Here is an 18,081-nt window from a genome sequence, read left to right on the forward strand (position 1 = left end):
ACATGAACGGCGCATCGCTTCGTCATCAGCCCCCACAAGCCCCGAGCCGCAAGCCGGTGCCACGGGGTGCCAGCCGGATGGTGGCTAAAGAGCCGATGTCGGCGCGCCTGCCGAAAGCCAATTTTGGTTTCCTCAAGGCGCTGTACTGGCCTGTGCTGCTGGTGGTGTTGGGCTTCGGAACCTACGAGGGCGCCCAGCGTCTGTTGCCGTATGCCGACCGTCCGATCACCAGGATCAGCGTGCAGGGCGACTTGAGCTACATCAGCCAGCAGGCGGTACAGCAGCGCATCGGCCCGTATCTGGCGGCGAGCTTCTTTACCATCGACCTGGCCGGCATGCGTTCGGAACTGGAACAGATGCCGTGGATTGCCCACGCCGAAGTCCGCCGCGTATGGCCGGACCAGGTGACGATCCGCCTGGAAGAACAACTGCCCGTGGCCCGTTGGGGCGACGAAGCACTGCTGAACAACCAGGGCCAGGCGTTCACCCCGCGTGAGCTGGCCAACTACGAGCACCTGCCGCAGCTGTTCGGGCCGCAGCGGGCGCAGCAGCAAGTGATGCAGCAGTACCAGGCCTTGAGCCAGATGCTGCGGCCACTGGGCTTCTCCATTGCACGCCTGGAACTGCGTGAACGGGGCAGCTGGTTTTTGACGACCGGGGCAGGCAGTTCCGGCCCGGGCATCCAGTTGTTGCTGGGACGCGACCGCTTGGTGGAAAAGATGCGCCGTTTCATTGCCATCTATGACAAGACCTTGAAAGAACAGATTACGAACATTGCGAGCGTCGACCTGCGTTACGCCAACGGCCTTGCCGTCGGCTGGCGTGAACCGGCTGCGCCCACGGCAGCGCAACCCGCTGTCGCGAAGAATTAAGAAGAGGCAGGACCCATGGCAAACGTGCAAAGCGGCAAAATGATCGTCGGTCTCGATATCGGCACCTCCAAGGTGGTGGCGCTGGTGGGCGAGGTCGGGGAAGACGGCACGATCGAAATCGTCGGTATTGGCACGCATCCGTCCCGGGGCCTGAAGAAGGGCGTGGTGGTGAACATCGAGTCCACCGTGCAATCGATCCAGCGCGCCATCGAAGAAGCGCAGCTGATGGCCGGTTGCCGGATCCACTCGGCGTTCGTCGGCGTGGCCGGCAACCATATCCGCAGCCTGAACTCTCACGGCATCGTGGCGATCCGCGACCGCGAGGTCAGCTCGGCCGACCTTGAGCGGGTCCTCGACGCGGCCCAGGCCGTGGCGATCCCGGCTGACCAGCGCGTGCTGCACACCCTGCCGCAGGACTACGTGATCGATAACCAGGAAGGCGTCCGCGAGCCCCTGGGCATGTCGGGCGTACGCCTGGAAGCCAAGGTCCACGTGGTGACCTGCGCCGTCAATGCCGCACAGAACATTGAAAAATGCGTGCGCCGCTGCGGCCTGGAAATCGACGACATCATTCTCGAGCAACTGGCTTCGGCCTACTCGGTACTGACCGACGACGAAAAAGAACTGGGCGTCTGCCTGGTGGACATCGGCGGCGGCACCACTGACATCGCGATCTTCACCGAGGGTGCGATCCGTCACACCGCCGTGATCCCGATTGCCGGTGACCAGGTGACCAACGACATCGCCATGGCGCTGCGTACACCGACCCAGTACGCCGAAGAAATCAAGATCCGCTACGCCTGCGCCCTGGCCAAGCTGGCCGGTGCCGGCGAGACCATCAAGGTGCCAAGCGTGGGCGACCGTCCACCGCGCGAGCTGTCGCGCCAGGCGCTGGCCGAAGTGGTCGAGCCCCGCTACGACGAACTGTTCACCCTGATCCAGGCTGAACTGCGCCGCAGCGGCTACGAAGACCTGATCCCGGCCGGCATCGTGCTGACCGGTGGTACCTCGAAGATGGAAGGCGCGGTCGAGCTGGCCGAGGAAATCTTCCACATGCCGGTTCGCCTGGGTGTTCCCCATGGCGTCAAAGGCCTGGGCGACGTGGTACGCAACCCGATTTATTCCACCGGTGTGGGCTTGCTGTTGTACGGGCTGCAAAAGCAGACCGACGGCATTTCCCTGTCGGGCCCGAGCAACCGTGACAGCTACCGCAGCGACGACGAGGCCAAGGCGCCGTTGTTCGAGCGGTTGCAGGCATGGGTCAAGGGCAACTTCTAACGATTTACCGCAACACCGCTGTAAGCAGTAGGCGAAAAAACTAGAGAAAACGAAAGGAGAGGGAACATGTTCGAACTCGTAGACAACATCCCCGCAAGCCCGGTCATCAAAGTGATCGGTGTCGGCGGTGGCGGCGGCAACGCTGTCAACCACATGGTCAAGAGCAACATTGAAGGCGTTGAATTCATCTGCGCCAACACTGATGCCCAGGCGCTGAAAAGCATCGGCGCGCGGACCATCCTGCAATTGGGCACTGCCGTGACCAAAGGCCTCGGCGCTGGCGCCAACCCGGAAGTCGGCCGTCAAGCCGCGCTGGAAGACCGCGAGCGTATTGCCGAAGTGCTGCAAGGCACCAACATGGTGTTCATCACCACCGGCATGGGCGGCGGTACCGGTACCGGTGCTGCGCCGATCATTGCCGAAGTGGCCAAGGAAATGGGCATTCTGACGGTAGCTGTGGTGACCCGTCCGTTCCCGTTCGAAGGTCGCAAGCGCATGCAGATCGCCGACGAAGGCATCCGTCTGCTGTCTGAAAGCGTCGACTCGTTGATCACCATCCCCAACGAGAAGCTGCTGACCATCCTGGGCAAGGATGCAAGCCTGCTGTCCGCCTTCGCCAAGGCTGACGATGTACTGGCCGGTGCCGTTCGCGGTATCTCCGACATCATCAAGCGCCCAGGCATGATCAACGTCGACTTTGCCGACGTACGCACCGTGATGAGCGAAATGGGCATGGCGATGATGGGCACTGGCTGCGCCAGCGGTCCTAACCGTGCGCGTGAAGCCACTGAAGCGGCCATCCGCAACCCGCTGCTGGAAGACGTGAACCTGCAAGGCGCACGCGGCATCCTGGTGAACATCACCGCCGGTCCTGACCTGTCCCTGGGTGAGTACTCCGACGTGGGTAGCATCATCGAAGCCTTCGCTTCCGAGCACGCGATGGTCAAAGTCGGTACCGTTATCGATCCGGACATGCGCGACGAACTGCACGTGACCGTGGTTGCCACCGGCCTGGGCGCAAAAATCGAGAAGCCTGTGAAGGTCATCGACAATACCGTTCACACCAGCCACGCCAGCCAGCAAGCTGCCGCTCCAGCGCCTGCGCGCCAGGAACTGCCGTCTGTGAACTACCGTGACCTGGACCGTCCGACCGTGATGCGCAACCAGGCTCAGGCCGGTGCTGCGGCGTCCCGTAGCCCGAATCCGCAAGATGATCTGGACTACCTGGACATCCCGGCATTCCTGCGTCGTCAGGCCGATTAATGGAATGTATCAGGGCTATGAAGGTGATTGGTGTTCAGCAAAGGTCTGGTCTGCTATTATCGCCAGCCTTTGTTGATACCAGTTCGCAATTTGCGCTGAAGCGGTCCAAGCCATGATTAAACAACGCACCCTGAAGAATATTATTCGTGCCACAGGTGTAGGTCTGCACTCCGGGGAGAAGGTATACCTGACCCTCAAGCCTGCACCTGTCGACACCGGCATCGTGTTTGTGCGTGCCGACCTGGACCCTGTGGTGCAGATTCCTGCTCGCGCGGAAAACGTTGGCGAAACCACCATGTCGACCACATTGGTCAACGGTGACGTCAAAGTGGATACGGTGGAGCACTTGCTCTCGGCCATGGCTGGCCTGGGCATCGATAACGCCTACGTCGAGCTCTCCGCGTCCGAAGTCCCGATCATGGATGGCAGCGCTGGACCCTTCGTATTCTTGATTCAATCTGCCGGCCTGGAAGAACAGGACGCAGCCAAGAAGTTCATTCGCATTCTGCGGGAAGTGACAGTAGAAGACGGCGACAAGCGCGCCACCTTCGTCCCGTTCGAAGGCTTTAAAGTGAGCTTTGAGATCGATTTCGATCACCCGGTATTCCGTGACCGCACCCAAAGTGCAAGCGTGGATTTTTCCAGCACTTCGTTCGTAAAAGAAGTCAGCCGCGCCCGTACCTTTGGTTTCATGAGTGACATCGAGTACCTGCGCAAGCACAACCTCGCACTCGGCGGCAGCGTTGAAAACGCCATTGTGGTCGACGCGGATGGTGTATTGAACGAAGACGGCCTTCGCTACGAAGACGAATTCGTGAAGCACAAGATCCTCGATGCAATCGGTGACCTCTACCTGCTGGGCAATAGCCTGATAGGCGAGTTCAAAGGCTTCAAGTCGGGCCATGCCCTTAACAACCAGTTGCTGCGCAAGTTGATTGAGCAGACAGATGCTTGGGAAGTCGTGACCTTCGAAGATGCCAGCACCGCACCGATCTCTTACATGCGTCCCGTTGCGGCGGTGTAAGTCACAACTCTCTTTCTTTAGTTTTGAAAGGCTGCCTTCGGGTGGCCTTTTTTTTGCCTGAGTTTTATGGGGTACATGACTGTGGTGCTGAGCAAGCTTACTGTGGTGTGTAGGCTTAATGTGGCGAGCGGGCTTGCCCCGCGCTGCGCTGCGAAGCGGCCCTAAAAGTAGACGCGGCGTTTTGTCAGGCAAAACTGCACGGGTCATTCAGGGGCTGCTCCGCAGCCCAGCGCGGGGCAAGCCCGCTCACTACAGAAACTCCATGCCCATTAAAGGTACGAAGCATCCACAATACGGTTACGGCCTGTGTGCTTGGCCTCGTACAACGCCTGATCCGCACTCAGCAACAACGCCTCCAATGACAGCCGGCTGCGCTTGTCCCAGGTGCTCATGCCAATGCTCACCGTAATCGGCTGCGCATCCCCCGCCACCCTTGGCAGGTGCTCGATGCCGCTGCGGATATGCTCGGCGATCACCCAGGCGCCCTTGGCGTCGGTCACCGGCAGCACCACCGCGAACTCTTCACCGCCATAACGTGCCGCCAGATCGGCCGGGCGGCGGATATTGGTGCCGATCACCTGCGCGACCGTGCGCAGCGCTTCATCGCCGCCGTGATGGCCGTGGCGGTCGTTGAACGCCTTGAAGTGGTCCACATCGATCATCAGCACCGTCAGCGGCTCAGTCGAGCGTTGCGCGCGATCCCACTCCAGGCGCAGGCGTTCGTCCAGGATGCGACGGTTAGCCAGGCCGGTCAGGGCGTCGGTGGCTGCCAGTTCTGACAGCACACGCTCTGTGCGATAACGACGGCGCAGTTCGCGGCGCAGCATCCAGGCCAGCCACAACAGACCGATACAGAGGATGCCGGTGGCACTGCTGGTCAGCAGCGCGGCGCGTTGCCAGGGGGCGAACACGTCATCGGCGGCCAGCGCCACCACCACGATCAGCGGCAACTCACCCACGTTGCTGAAGGTATACAAACGCTCTTGGCCAGTAATGGCGGAAATCGCCCGGAAGCTGCCTTCGCCTTCGCGCAGGATGCGTTTGAAGTTGGGGCGATCGCTCAGGTCTTTGTCGATCATGTCGCGTTCCAGCAACGGTTGCTGGGCCAGGAGGACGCCCTTGTTATTCAGTAAGTTGACGGAGCTGCCATTGCCGATGGCCAGGCGGTTGAACAACTGGTCGAAATACGCCAGGCGCATGGTCGCCACGGCCACGCCGGCAAACTCGCCGTTGGGCCCGGTCACCCGACGACTGAAAGCGATACGCCAGACCTGCTCACAGGCACAGTGGATCTTGAACGGCCGGCTGATAAACAAACCCGCCTCGGACGTGCGTTGATGGGCCTGGAAGTAATCGCGGCTGGCGAAGTTGCGCGGCGTCGGCCCTAGCGTCGAAGAGTCGGCAATCACTGTGCCGCTGGCATCCAGCAACAGCACTTCGCCCTTGAAGGGCGCCGCCGTGGATTGATCAAACTGCACCAGGTGCCGGATCTGCGGCGACACTTGGCTCAAGTCCCTGCGCGTGGTGGCTGCGATCAGCCCTTGCAGGGCCAGGTCATACAGCTCGACGTTTCGCAGCACATCGGCATTGATCAGTTGGGTGATGTTGCTGGTGGCGCGCTTGGCGGCCTGCAGAGTGCTGGCGTGTTCACGGACCAGCAACGCCGCGACGATCACCACGATCAGGGCAACCGTCAGGCCACTACCCAGAATCAGTAACAGCTCCGGGCGTGCCGGCAAGGTTCGGACGTGGGGTTGACTCATCGGGCAGACTTCAGCGGTGAGGATGCTGGCAGTTTAGTTCTACCCGATGAAAATTGAATCCAGGGTTTAAAAGAAAGATCCGTCCGTCAGAACACGTTGATCGGATAGTCGACGATCAGCCGGTATTCATCCACGTCCCGGTCCACCGCCGAGTAGCCGTTGCTGCCGCGGTTGACCGCCCATTGCAGGCGTACTGCCAGGTCCTTGGCCTTGCCGCCCTGTACCACGTATTTGAGGTCGATATCCCGTTCCCAATGCTGGGCGTCCTTGCCATCGGCGCTGTACCAGGCACTGTAGCCACGGCTTTGCGGGTCGACCTTGGTCAGGTCGGTCTTGCCGCTGATGTAGGACACCGCCGAGGTCAGGCCGGGCAGGCCCAGGCCGCCGAAGTTATAGGCGTACTTGAGTTTCCACGAGCGCTCATTGGGGCCGTTGAAGTCGGAGTATTGCTGGGAGTTGTCCAGGTACACGCTGTCGCCCTGGGCGATGTAGTCGAACGGGGTGTTGCCGTTGACCCGCTGGTACGTGGCGGTGACGCTGTGGTGGCCGACGTCCACGGTGAAGTGCAGGCTGTAGGTGTTGTTGTTGATATTCCCCAGCAGCGACTGCCCCGTGTCCTGGGTGTGGTAGTAGTGCAGACCGGGGTTGAGACTGATCATCTCGTTCACCACATAGGTGTAGTCCAGGTCGTAGTAGTACTGATTCCACACGTCCTTGAGCTCGGAGGCGTAGAGGTTGCTGGTCAGCCCGTCGATACCACTGAACGATATGCCGGCCCAGTTCATGTGCTGGCTGTCCGTATTCTCGGGCAACGCGCCGTAGCTGGTGCCGATGCGGCGGTGGCCGCTCTGGTTGTAGAACTTGGTGAAGCTGGCCTGGCCACCTTCGAACATCCAGCCGTCGAGGCTGTGGTTGGTCAGGCTCACGCCACGGAAGGTCTGCGGCAGCATGCGGGTCGCGCCGCCGGCGATCATCGGGTTATTGAGGAACAGGTCGCCGGCTTTCAGCTCGGTATCGAATGCGCGCATTTTCAAGGTGCCACCCGCTGTCGAGAACGAGCCCGGCGCCTTGCCGTTGCCACCGCCGTACGGAAGGATGCTGGAGCCATCGGTGCCGCCACCGCCGTCCAGTTTGAGACCGAGCATGGCGTGGGCGTCCAGGCCGAAGCCGACGGTGCCCTGGGTGTAGCCGGATTCGAAGAGGCCGATGAAACCCTGGCCCCACTCCTTGCTGTCATCGGTGTGGATATCGCGACGGTCGCGGTTCATGTAGTAGTTGCGGGTGTTGATATTGAGGTGGGCGCCGGCGACGAAACCGTCGGCAGGGGGGGTGTCTGCCGCGTGGGCAAGAAGGGGCGTGATCGTTGCTGCAATTGCGAGGAATAACGGGGTGAACGTCAGCGAGTTCTTCACCGGTGTAGCTCCTTTGGTCAATCGGAAACGGCCAATGTCGTGGGTGGGTGCCTGGCCTTTTTTACGGCAAAAAAAAGCCGCTGAAGTCAGCGGCTTTAAGACAGATTCCCAGTGTAGAGCCCTGGAAATAAATCGAGGGAAATTCGGGTAAGCGGGAGGCTGCCTTTGCCGTCACGCTCATCGATGCGTCAAATTAACGCAGGCGAGCGGTACGATACAGAGTGTAACAAGATAATGACTGTTGCCCAAATCGCAACAGTCAGGGCGATGGAGATCTTCTTTGGGAGCTGGCTTGCCTGTTGATCGAGGTGTTCAGGCCGGCAGGGTGATGCCGAAGGTATTGCCGCCCTGCTCGCTGCGCACGAACACATCGCCGCCGTGCATCAAGGCAATCGCCTTGACGATGGCCAGGCCCAGGCCATGATTGGCCCCGCTGTTGCTGCGCGAAGCGTCCACTCGATAAAACCGCTCGAACAGACGTGGCAAGTGCTCGCTGGCGATCACGTCGCCGGGGTTGGTCACACCGATCGCCACCTGATGCTCCTGCACCTCGATGTTCACGACGATCACCTGCCCGGGCGCGGTGTGCTGCACCGCGTTGCTCAGCAGGTTGATCAGGGCGCGACGCAGGTGGGCTTTTTCGATCTGTACCAGGGCATCGCCGTGGACCTGCACCTGCACTTGGGCGTCTTCGAGGATGAAGTCCAGGTAGTCGAGGGTGGTGGCCACTTCATCGGCCAGGGAGCTTTCGATCAGCTTGGTGGCCTTGCTGCCCTGGTCGGCGCTGGCGAGGAAGAGCATATCGTTGATGATCGAACGCAGTCGCTCCAACTCTTCGAGGTTGGATTGCAGCACCTCGAAATAATGCTCGGCCGAACGCCCGCGGGTCAGCGCGACCTGGGTCTGGCCGATCAGGTTGGTCAGGGGCGAGCGCAGTTCGTGCGCCACGTCGGCATTGAACGACTCCAGGCGCGAATAGGCCTGCTCGACACGGTCCAGGGTGGAGTTGAACGAGTTGACGAACTGGCTCAACTCCGGCGGCAACGGCGACAGTTGCAGGCGCCCGGAGAGTTTGGGCGGGGCGAGTTTCTGCGCCTCATCCGAGAGTTTGCCCAGCGGCTTGAGGCCGATGCGCGCGACCCAGAAGCCCAGCAACGACGCCAGCAATACACCCACCAGCGCGAGGCTGACCAGCGCCACCAGCAGGTGGTGCTGGGTGGCACGGAAGTTCTCGGTGTCGATGGCGATCATGAAACGCAGCGGCGGGCGCTGGTCCTTGGCCGGGAACTGGCTCACCAGTACCTTGAGCGGGTATTCGCGCCCCGGCAGGCGCAAGTCGCGCTTGCCCGTCGGGCCTTCGGCGAAGGCGCGGATCTGCGCATCGGGGTTGCCGTATTCGTAGTTCGGATCGCTGCTTACCACCCAGAAGCGGATGCGCTTGTCTTCTTCGCCCAACAACTTGAGCTTGGCCTGCATCTTCACCCAATGGTCCGGCGTACCGAAGCGGTTCACCGAAGACTCCAGCACACTGTAACGTGCGTCCAACTCGGCGCCCGGCAGCAGGCCGAGGCTGCGGTCCACCTGCTGATACAGCGCGCCGCCGATCAACAGGAAGATCAGCAGCGCCACCAGGCTGAACATGCTGCTCAGGCGCAGGGCAATGGAGTTAGCTGACACTGCGGCTCTCCAGCACATAGCCCATGCCGCGGATGGTGTGCAGCAGCTTGGTGTCGAACGGTCCGTCGAGCTTGGCGCGCAGGCGCTTGATCGCGACTTCCACCACGTTGGCGTCACTGTCGAAATTGATGTCCCAGACCATTTCCGCAATCGCGGTCTTGGACAGGATCTCGCCCTGGCGCCGCGCCAATACGCTGAGCAGCGAGAACTCCTTGGCGGTCAGGTCCAGGCGCAGGCCGTTGCGGCTGGCCTTGCGGCTGATCAGGTCGATCCACAGGTCGGCGACCGTCACCTGCACCGGTTCATGGCCGCCACTGCGGCGGGTCAGGGCTTGCAGGCGCGCCACCAGTTCCAGGAAGGAGAAGGGTTTGCCCAGGTAATCGTCGGCGCCCTCGCGCAGGCCGCGGATGCGGTCTTCCACGCGTTCGCGGGCGGTGAGCATGATGACCGGCGTCTGCTTGCGTGCACGCAACGCACGCAATACGCCGAAGCCATCGAGCCCGGGGAGCATCACGTCGAGCACGATCACGGCGTAGTCGTTCTCCAGCGCCAGGTGCAGGCCCTCGACGCCTTCGCGGGCGACGTCGACCGCATAGCCCTGTTCCGTCAGGCCGCGGTGCAGGTAATCCGCGGTTTTTTCTTCATCTTCAATAATCAGGACGCGCATGAGCTTCTTGCTCCAGGACGGGGCCTCAGCCTCAATGGGTGGTTGCCAAAGCAGGCGTTGGTTTGGGCCTGTGGAAAAACTTCTCAAGGTACAAGTATATGACGGGGGTGGTGAACAGCGTCAGCGCCTGGCTCACCAGCAAGCCGCCGACCACCGCGATACCCAGCGGTTGGCGCATTTCCGCACCGGGGCCGGCGCCGAGCATCAGCGGCACCGCGCCGAGCAGGGCAGCGAGGGTGGTCATGATGATCGGCCGGAACCGCGTGACGCAGGCCTCATAGATCGCATCCTCCGGCGACAGGCCCCTGACACGCTGGGCCTCCAGGGCAAAGTCGATCATCAGGATGCCGTTTTTCTTCACGATGCCGATCAACAGCACCAGGCCGATCAGCGCCATGATCGAAAAGTCCTGGCCCATCAGCGACAGCATGATCAGCGCCCCCAACCCGGCCGACGGCAAGGTGGAGATGATCGTCAGCGGGTGCACGAAACTCTCGTACAACACGCCCAGGATGATGTACACCGCCACCAGTGCCGCCAGGATCAGCCACGGTTGGCTGGCCAGCGAGCTCTGGAACGCCTGGGCCGCACCCTGGAAGTTGCCGATGATGGTGGTGGGCATGCCGATTTCATTCTTGGCCTGGTTGAGCATGATCACCGCATCGCCCAACGCCACGCCCGGCGCCAGGTTGAACGACAGGTTGGCCGCCGGGAACATGCCGTCATGACTGATCGAAAGCGGCCCCACGGTGGGCGGGTCAACCTTGGCCAGAGCCGACAGCGGCACCATCTCGTTTGTGAGCGGCGAGCGCAGGTAGAAGTAGTTGAGGCTCTCGGCCTTGCCGCGTTGCTGGGTGTCCAGTTCCAGCACCACTTGGTATTGGTTGATCTCGGTCTGGAATTCGTTGATCTGGCGCTGGCCGAAAGCGTCGTACAGCGCCTGGTCCACATCGGTGGCAGTCAGGCCGAAGCGCGCGGCAGCCTGACGGTCGATGCTGATATGGGTGATGCTGCCGCCCAGTTGCAGGTCGTTGGACAGGTCGCGGAATGCCGGGTTGGCGCGCAGTTTCTCGGTGAGGCGCTGGGTCCAGGTGTTGAGCGTCGGGCCGTCGTTGCTCTTGAGCACGTACTGGTACTGGGCGCGGCTGGGGCCGGAACTCAGGTTGATGTCTTGCCCGGCGCGCAGGTACAGCACGATGCCCGGCACTTTGGCCAGTTTCGGGCGGATGCGGTCGATGAACTGGCTGGCGGACACGTCGCGGTCACCGCGGTCCTTCAAGGCAATCCAGAAGCGGCCGTTGGCGATGGTCTGGTTACTGCCCGTCACCCCTACCGAATGCGAAAACGCTTCCACCGCAGGGTCGGCCTTGACGATCTCGGCCAGCGCCTTGTGCTTGGCGACCATGTCCGGGTACGACACATCGGCCGCCGCTTCGCTGGTGCCGAGCACAAAGCCGGTGTCCTGCACGGGGAAGAACCCCTTGGGGATAAACACGTAGCCAACCACGGCCAGGGCCAGGGTCACCACGAAGATCGCCGCCATCGTGCGTTGATGGGCCAGGGCGCGGCGCAGGTTGCGCGCATAGCCGGCCAGCAGTCGTTCGCTGAAGCCCGGTTTGTCGTGGGCGTGGTGAGTGGGGGCGCGCATGAACAGCGCGGCCAGGGTCGGCGCGAGGGTCAGCGAGACCACCACCGAAATCAGGATGGTCGAGGTGGCCGTCAAGGCGAATTCCTTGAACAACCGCCCGACCACGCCGCCCATGAACAGCAGCGGAATAAACGCCGCTACCAGCGAGAAGCTGATGGACACCACCGTAAAGCCGATCTCCCCGGCGCCCTTGATCGCCGCTTCACGCTTGTCGAGGCCCGCCTCCAGATGGCGGTGAATGTTTTCCACCACCACGATGGCATCGTCCACCACAAACCCCACGGCGATCACGATCGCCACCAAGGTGAGGTTGTTCAGGCTGAAGCCCATCAGGTACATCAACGCAAAACTGGCGACCAGCGACACACCCAGCACGCTGGACACAATCATCGTCGCCGACAACTGCCGCAGGAACAGCGCCATCACCGCCACCACCAGCAGGATGGCGATCAGCAGGGTCACTTCCACTTCATGCAGCGACGCGCGAATGGTCTTGGTACGGTCGGTCAACACGCTGACCTGCACCGATGCCGGCAGCATGGCTTGCAGGCGCGGCAGTTCGGACTGGATGCGGTCCACGGTCTCGACGATGTTCGCGCCGGGCTGGCGTGAAATCACCAGGTTGACCCCTGGTGTGTCGCCGGACCAGGCCTGCACGTAGGCGTTTTCCGAACCGTTGATGACTTTGGCGATATCACGCAGTTGAACGGGCGCTCCGTCCTTGTAGGACACGATCAGCTGTGCGTAATCATTCGGATGAAACAACTGGTCGTTGGTCGACAGGGTCGACACGCTGTTCTCGCCGTAGATCGCGCCCTTGGCCAGGTTGAGGCTCGATTGCTGGATGGCCAGGCGGATATCGGCCAGGGTCAGGCCGATGGCGGCGAGTTTGTCCGGGGAGGCTTGTACACGGATCGCCGGGCGTTGCTGGCCGGTGATGTTGATCTGGCCGACGCCGTCGATCTGGCTGATCTGCCGGGCCAGCAGGGTTTCCACCAAGTCGCTCAGCTCGGTGCTGGGCATGCTGTTGGAACTGACGCTGAGGATCAGCACCGGGCTGTCTGCCGGGTTGACCTTCTTCCAGGTCGGCAGGCTGGGCATGTCGCTGGGCAGCTTGCCGGACGCGGTGTTGATCGCCGCCTGCACTTCTTGGGCGGCGGTGTCGATGCTCTTGGTCAGGGTGAATTGCAGGGTCAGCAGGCTGGAGCCCAAGGCGCTGCTGGAGGTCATCTGGGTCATGCCGGGGATGGCGCTGAATTGCACCTCCAACGGCGTGGCCACGGATGACGCCATGGTGTCCGGGCTGGCGCCGGGCAGGGTGGCGGTGACCTGGATCGTCGGAAATTCCGCTTCCGGCAGTGGGGCGATGGCCAGGCGCGGGAAGGCAATCAGCCCGAGCAGCACCAGGGCGAAGGTCAACAGCAGGGTGGCGACCGGGTGGTCGACGCACCAGGCCGACGGCGAACGGATGCCGCTCATGGCTGCACCTTGGCGTCGGCGGTCTGGATCACCTGCGGCGGCTCCTTGAGGACTTCCACCTGGGCGCCGGCCTTGAGTCGCGACTGGCCGTCACTGACCAGCACGTCCCCGGCCTGCACGCCCTTGATGATATTCACGTCGCTGTCCTGGTACGTGATCTGTACCGGCACCACGTCGACCTTGTCACCGTTGACCCGGTACACAAAGTGCGAATCCAGGCCGCGTTGCACCACTGTCGGCGGCACCACCAGGGCATTTTTGTCGAGGGCCGTCTGGATCTTGATGGTCACCAGTTGCCCCGGCCACAGGCGCTGCGAGGCGTTGCTGAATTCGGCCTTGGCGCGCAGGGTGCCGGTGGTGGAGCTGATCTGGTTGTCGATCAGGCTCAAATGGCCTTCACCCAACAGGTCACCAGTCTGGCCGTCAGTGTCGGCGCCCATGTAGGCATCGACGCTGGCCTTGGTGGGGGCTGCGATCAGGCCCTGCAGGGTGGGCAGCATTTGCTGTGGCAGGGAAAACTCGACGGCAATCGGGTCGATCTGGGTCACGGAGAACAGGCCCTGGGTATCGGCTGTACGCAGGAAGTTGCCCTCATCCACGGTGCGAATACCCACGCGGCCACTGACCGGTGAACGAATTTGGGTGTAGGAAAGTTGTACCTGAGCCGAATCGATCGCGGCCTGGTTGCCTTGGGCAGTGGCTTTCAGTTGGTTGACCAGGGCTTGTTGCTGGTCATAGGTCTGCTTGGAGACGCCATCGTCGACGCTCAATTCCTTGTAGCGCTTGAGGTTGACCAGCGCCACCTGCAACTGCGCCTGGCTTTCGCCCAATTGGGCCTTGGCCTGGTCAAGGCTGGCGCGGATCGAGCGGTCATCGATGGTGGCCAGCAGGTCACCGGCCTTGACCAGTTGGCCTTCCTTGACCAGCAACTTAGTGAGGATGCCGTCCACTTGCGGGCGAATCACCACGCTGTGCAGCGACAGCACCGAACCAATCCCGCTGACAAAGCGCGGAATATCCTGCTGCGCGACACTCACCACCCGCACCGGAATGGCAGTAGGCGCCGCCAGTTTGGCCTTGGCCGGGCGGGTCAACGCCCACGCTGCAACGGCCAGCACCACGAGGACACCCACGATCAGGGCGGTTTTTCGTTGAATTTGCATGGGGTGGGGCGCCAGGGCAAAGGATTGGAAGTGTGAGAGGCCTTTATAGCCTGCCAACCCGGTCAGCAAGGTGACTGCTAACTGACAGCGCTGTCAGTAAAGGCCGACCATTCGTACCGGTGGTGGTTAAAGATCCGAGGCGGGCAGGTATACTGCGCGCCAGCGTGGCCCGCAAGCCGGCCCCGCGTCATTTTTTGCACGTTCCGGAGCTTCCATGACTTCCCCGACACAACCCCCTGTTGAAGCGGCCGACCTCGTCGATCCGGCCAGCGCCGAAGGCGTTGAAAAAGCCGAGATCCCGGCGTTCAAGTTTCCGTTCAAGCCGGGTGAACTGGCCGGGGCCAAGAATGCCGCCCAGCCCTGGTACAAAAACGGCGCCAAGAACGGCCACACCAAGACCCCAGGCATGGCGCCACCGGGCACTCGCCGTTCCATGGGTAAACGTTAAGATTGATCCGCTGTAATATTTGCGGGATGTTGCCTACAACTCCAGTCGCTATTTCTACTTGTAGGCCCGCGACCGTTTCTTGAAAGCTTGCGCAGCTTCCGCTGCCCCCCTGGTTTTTCCACAGGGAGCAGCGGAGGGCGCTCTTTCCGGAAAAGGACGTTTCCTGTGGCCCTGATACACCTTTGTGTAACGCTTGTACTGTTGCTTGCGGTGGATGCCGTTGCAGGCCTTGATCAACCTCGACGCGAAATCCGCTTCGCCGTTGCCGCGCAATTTCCCCCCTTCCAGAGCCGCAACCCGCAAGGACAGTTGGTCGGTTTGAATATCGAGTTGGGCAACGCGCTTTGCGAGCAGTTGAATGTGCGCTGTACCTGGGTCGACCAGGTGCTGGTCGAAAACTTCGAACGTCTTGAAGCGCGGCAATTCGATGCAATCATGGGCATCGCTCCGACACCACTACGCCGGCGCTGGGTCAGTTTCACCGAGAACCTCTACCCCTTCACCACGCGCCTGGTCGCACGTCGAAGCTCGGGCCTGATGCCGACGCCAGGCTCGCTCAAGGGCAAGCGAGTTGGCGTACTGCTGGGCAGTAATCGCGAAGCCTTTGTTCGTTCGCAATGGGCGCGCAAAGGCGTGATTATCAAGAGTTTCTGGCTCAACGACGAACTGGTCCGCAGCCTGGTGGCAGGCGATATCGATGCGACTCTGCAGGGCACTGTGGAAATTCGCGAGGCCCTGCTCGACACGGCTGCCGGCCAGGATTTCGACTTCCTGGGCCCCGCCGTTTGTGCTGAGCTGTTGGGCAATGGTGTTGCGATTGCGCTGCGCAATACCGACACGGCGCTGCGTGTCGAGCTTAACCGTGCGCTTGAGCAGCTCAAGCACAACGGCGAGTACCTGCGGATCGTCGAGCCTTATCGCCTGGACGCGCCGTGATGGCTAATTAATTGCGCGGAACATGAGCTGGATCAGTATTTACCCCATCGATGCGCTTAGAGTCGACGCCCTGCCGACCCCCCTAACAATCACGAGCGCGCTTCTCCATGAAGATCAATCTGCCGGTCACCGGTCGGAATGTGGACTTTGCCCCCGACGCCAACATCCTTTCGACCACCGACCTGACCAGCGCGATTACCTACGCCAACCAGGACTTCATCGACATCAGCGGCTACAGCCGTGACGAGCTGCTGGGTGCGTCGCACAACATCCTGCGGCATCCGGACATGCCGGCCGAGGCGTTCGCCCATATGTGGCAAACCCTCAAGAGCGGCCGGTCGTGGATGGGCATGGTGAAAAACCGCTGCAAAAACGGTGACCACTATTGGGTCAGCGCGTATGCCACACCGGTGACCCGAGAGGGCGCGACGGTCGAGTATCAATCGGTGCGTACCAAGCCGGATGCGCGCAGGATCGTCGTGGCGGAGCGGATGTATGCGCGCATGCGAGCGGGCAAGCGGCTGTCCTGGCCGATCGTCGGCATGGGGGTGAAATTATCGGCATGGGGTATCGCCACTTGCGCGGTGACCTGGGCCTTGGGCTTGGGCCTGACGGATTACGCGCTGGTCTGGCAGTTACTGGCGTTGGTGGCGGGGTGTGCGGTGGGGGCGGCTGGCGTGCGGCTGATGTTGCGGCCCTTGGTTGAACTGCAACAGCGGGCGCGCCGGGTGGCCGACAACCCGCTGAGCCAGGTGATCTACACCGGGCGCCGCGACGAGTGCGGGCAGATCGAGTTCGCCCTGCACATGCTCGAAGCCCAAGCCGGCGCGGTGGTCGGGCGTATCGGTGATGCCTCTCAGCGTCTTTCCGGCCACGCTGCACGGTTGGTGCAGCACCTCGACAGCAGTCACGCCAGCAGCCTGGGCCAGCAGACCCAGACCGACCAGGTGGCCGCAGCCATTCACCAGATGGCCGCCAGCGTGGCCGAAATGGCCAACCATGCCCAGCAGGCGTCCAAGGCGGCCGAGCAGGCCGGCAGCGAAACCCGTGAAGGCCACCTGCGTGTGGATGAAAGTCGTGATGCGGTGTTGCGCTTGTCCCAGGAGCTGGCGCGAGCCACGCAGGTGATCCACCAGTTGGAAAACCACAGCGGTGAAATCAGCGGCGTGCTGGAAGTGATCCGCACGATTGCCGAGCAGACCAACCTGCTGGCCCTGAACGCGGCTATCGAAGCGGCGCGGGCCGGTGAGCAAGGGCGCGGGTTTGCGGTGGTGGCCGATGAAGTGCGTGGTCTGGCCCAGCGCACCCAGCAATCGACCGACGAAATCCAGCGCATGATCAGCACCCTGCAAGGCGGCGCACGGGACGCGGTACAGGCCATGGCCCACAGTGGCGAGCATGTCGAAGCCAGCGTCAGACAGGCCCAGCAGGCCGCCGTCGCACTGGATGGCATCAGCCAGCGCGTCATGCAAATCACCGCCATGAGCCAGCAGATTGCAACCGCCGTGGAAGAGCAGAGCACGGTGAGCGAGGACATCAATCGCAACATCGTCGGCATCCGTGATGCCGGCGAGGCCACCGTCAGTGCCGGGCAACAGAGCCGGCTCAGTTCAAGCGATGTGGCCGCACTGGCGGAGGATCTACGGCAATTGGCGCGGGAGTTCTGGTCTAGGCCGCGCGCAACGAGATAAACGCATAGTTGGCCGGCACTTCGGTGGCAATCTGCGCCCCGGCATCCAGCACGTGCTCGGCGATGTCCATCCCCGACACATGGAACACCCATTCATTGGCCACGGACGGCTGACCCACCGCCAACTCGATCGCTTGGGCAAACGCGCCCATGTCCGGCAGGTAAGCGGTAAACCCATCCCCCTTGAGCGCTGTGGTGCGAATGCCGAGCAAGGCGCACACCGCTTCCTTGGTCTGCACATCATCACGGTCGGCCTGGCGTGAGCGCTGGATCAACTGCGCCAGTTCCGGGTCCATCAACTGGCCGCCCACGATCAGCTCCGGCCCCTGTTCCCAGGACTCCGGCGGGCAATCCTTGGCGGCGGGGTTCAGCGGGATATGCGGGTTGATCTCCATCGGATAGATGCGGCACACCAGCGGGCGGCGTTCATAGATGCGGCACAGGTTGTCTTCGTCAAGATTCCGGCAGCGTCCGGCGTTGTAGGCGGCAAAGGTGATTGCCACAAACGCCTCGGTATTGCCGCTGGGCACCACCACCGAACGACGCTCGGCATGTTCGCGTTGCTGCTGGGGCAGCCCCAGGCCATTGACTAGGAAACCTTCCGCCAGAACGATGACGTTACCGCCGTCCGCCGCCCACAGGCGGGCTTCTTCGAGGGTCAGGGGCACGTGGTGGTCGGAGCAGCATTTACCACAACCGACGCAGGAAAAATGAGTGTTCATGGCGGATCTGTCACCAGGCAAGGTCAGAGGGCACGCAGG

General features: G+C 62.1%; 14 protein-coding genes. 7 read left to right on the forward strand and 7 right to left on the reverse strand.

Translation table 11 applies throughout. The features are described from left to right. Nucleotides 1–2: 2 nt before the first annotated feature. From BM70_RS0108375 to lpxC, 4 genes are all read left to right on the forward strand, one after another. Nucleotides 3–872, forward strand: coding sequence for a cell division protein FtsQ/DivIB (locus tag BM70_RS0108375; protein ID WP_025855583.1), 870 nt, complete (start codon nucleotides 3–5; stop codon nucleotides 870–872). A gap of 15 nt (nucleotides 873–887) precedes the next feature. After that, on the forward strand, nucleotides 888–2,150 hold the full coding sequence (ftsA, locus tag BM70_RS0108380; protein WP_025855584.1) for a cell division protein FtsA: 1,263 nt from the start codon (nucleotides 888–890) through the stop codon (nucleotides 2,148–2,150). Nucleotides 2,151–2,216: 66 nt separating this feature from the next. Beyond that, the gene (gene ftsZ, locus BM70_RS0108385; RefSeq protein ID WP_010170471.1) at nucleotides 2,217–3,413 is read left to right on the forward strand and encodes a cell division protein FtsZ; all 1,197 of its coding nucleotides are present in this window, start codon (nucleotides 2,217–2,219) and stop codon (nucleotides 3,411–3,413) included. A 112-nt stretch (nucleotides 3,414–3,525) separates the two neighbouring features. Then, the gene (lpxC, locus tag BM70_RS0108390; protein WP_003171886.1) at nucleotides 3,526–4,437 is read left to right on the forward strand and encodes a UDP-3-O-acyl-N-acetylglucosamine deacetylase; all 912 of its coding nucleotides are present in this window, start codon (nucleotides 3,526–3,528) and stop codon (nucleotides 4,435–4,437) included. Between the two features lie 269 nt (nucleotides 4,438–4,706). On the opposite strand, the gene BM70_RS0108395 is transcribed toward lpxC, so the two are convergent. From BM70_RS0108395 to BM70_RS0108420, 6 genes are all read right to left on the reverse strand, one after another. Beyond that, nucleotides 4,707–6,200, reverse strand: coding sequence for a sensor domain-containing diguanylate cyclase (locus tag BM70_RS0108395; RefSeq protein WP_025855585.1), 1,494 nt, complete (start codon nucleotides 6,198–6,200; stop codon nucleotides 4,707–4,709). Nucleotides 6,201–6,286: 86 nt separating this feature from the next. Then, complete coding sequence (locus BM70_RS0108400; protein ID WP_025855586.1) at nucleotides 6,287–7,612, reverse strand: OprD family porin; 1,326 nt, start codon at nucleotides 7,610–7,612, stop codon at nucleotides 6,287–6,289. Nucleotides 7,613–7,924: 312 nt separating this feature from the next. Then, nucleotides 7,925–9,289 (reverse strand): heavy metal sensor histidine kinase, encoded by a 1,365-nt coding sequence (locus tag BM70_RS0108405; RefSeq protein ID WP_025855587.1) that lies wholly within the window; start codon nucleotides 9,287–9,289, stop codon nucleotides 7,925–7,927. Further along, entirely contained in the window at nucleotides 9,279–9,956 is a 678-nt protein-coding gene (locus BM70_RS0108410; RefSeq protein WP_025855588.1) for a heavy metal response regulator transcription factor, read from the reverse strand. The genes BM70_RS0108405 and BM70_RS0108410 overlap by 11 nt, the downstream gene beginning before the upstream one ends. A 31-nt stretch (nucleotides 9,957–9,987) precedes the next feature. Then, on the reverse strand, nucleotides 9,988–13,083 hold the full coding sequence (locus BM70_RS0108415; RefSeq protein ID WP_025855589.1) for a multidrug efflux RND transporter permease subunit: 3,096 nt from the start codon (nucleotides 13,081–13,083) through the stop codon (nucleotides 9,988–9,990). Beyond that, the gene (locus BM70_RS0108420; protein WP_025855590.1) at nucleotides 13,080–14,246 is read right to left on the reverse strand and encodes an efflux RND transporter periplasmic adaptor subunit; all 1,167 of its coding nucleotides are present in this window, start codon (nucleotides 14,244–14,246) and stop codon (nucleotides 13,080–13,082) included. The genes BM70_RS0108415 and BM70_RS0108420 overlap by 4 nt, the downstream gene beginning before the upstream one ends. 214 nt (nucleotides 14,247–14,460) lie before the next feature. Between BM70_RS0108420 and BM70_RS0108425 the strand changes: the two genes are divergently transcribed. From BM70_RS0108425 to BM70_RS0108435, 3 genes are all read left to right on the forward strand, one after another. Next, on the forward strand, nucleotides 14,461–14,694 hold the full coding sequence (locus BM70_RS0108425; RefSeq protein WP_010213018.1) for a hypothetical protein: 234 nt from the start codon (nucleotides 14,461–14,463) through the stop codon (nucleotides 14,692–14,694). Between the two features lie 165 nt (nucleotides 14,695–14,859). After that, nucleotides 14,860–15,630, forward strand: coding sequence for a transporter substrate-binding domain-containing protein (locus BM70_RS0108430; RefSeq protein WP_025855591.1), 771 nt, complete (start codon nucleotides 14,860–14,862; stop codon nucleotides 15,628–15,630). Between the two features lie 107 nt (nucleotides 15,631–15,737). Next, nucleotides 15,738–17,321 carry a PAS domain-containing methyl-accepting chemotaxis protein gene (locus BM70_RS0108435; RefSeq protein WP_025855592.1) on the forward strand — a complete coding sequence of 528 codons (1,584 nt, stop codon included), beginning with the start codon at nucleotides 15,738–15,740 and terminating at the stop codon, nucleotides 17,319–17,321. Here the strand turns inward: BM70_RS0108435 and BM70_RS0108440 are convergent. After that, nucleotides 17,299–18,042 carry a YkgJ family cysteine cluster protein gene (locus BM70_RS0108440; protein ID WP_025855593.1) on the reverse strand — a complete coding sequence of 248 codons (744 nt, stop codon included), beginning with the start codon at nucleotides 18,040–18,042 and terminating at the stop codon, nucleotides 17,299–17,301. The genes BM70_RS0108435 and BM70_RS0108440 overlap by 23 nt on opposite strands. Nucleotides 18,043–18,081: the final 39 nt, after the last annotated feature.

The sequence above is a fragment of the Pseudomonas sp. CHM02 genome, assembly GCF_000612585.1.
In the GTDB taxonomy this organism is placed as follows: domain Bacteria; phylum Pseudomonadota; class Gammaproteobacteria; order Pseudomonadales; family Pseudomonadaceae; genus Aquipseudomonas.

Coding starts and splice junctions, on each gene's coding strand:
- BM70_RS0108375 (WP_025855583.1), top strand. CDS start 3: ATGAACGGCGCATCGCTTCGTCATCAGCCCCCACAAGCCCCGAGCCGC.
- ftsA (WP_025855584.1), top strand. CDS start 888: ATGGCAAACGTGCAAAGCGGCAAAATGATCGTCGGTCTCGATATCGGC.
- ftsZ (WP_010170471.1), top strand. CDS start 2,217: ATGTTCGAACTCGTAGACAACATCCCCGCAAGCCCGGTCATCAAAGTG.
- lpxC (WP_003171886.1), top strand. CDS start 3,526: ATGATTAAACAACGCACCCTGAAGAATATTATTCGTGCCACAGGTGTA.
- BM70_RS0108395 (WP_025855585.1), bottom strand. CDS start 6,200: ATGAGTCAACCCCACGTCCGAACCTTGCCGGCACGCCCGGAGCTGTTA.
- BM70_RS0108410 (WP_025855588.1), bottom strand. CDS start 9,956: ATGCGCGTCCTGATTATTGAAGATGAAGAAAAAACCGCGGATTACCTG.
- BM70_RS0108415 (WP_025855589.1), bottom strand. CDS start 13,083: ATGAGCGGCATCCGTTCGCCGTCGGCCTGGTGCGTCGACCACCCGGTC.
- BM70_RS0108420 (WP_025855590.1), bottom strand. CDS start 14,246: ATGCAAATTCAACGAAAAACCGCCCTGATCGTGGGTGTCCTCGTGGTG.
- BM70_RS0108425 (WP_010213018.1), top strand. CDS start 14,461: ATGACTTCCCCGACACAACCCCCTGTTGAAGCGGCCGACCTCGTCGAT.
- BM70_RS0108435 (WP_025855592.1), top strand. CDS start 15,738: ATGAAGATCAATCTGCCGGTCACCGGTCGGAATGTGGACTTTGCCCCC.
- BM70_RS0108440 (WP_025855593.1), bottom strand. CDS start 18,042: ATGAACACTCATTTTTCCTGCGTCGGTTGTGGTAAATGCTGCTCCGAC.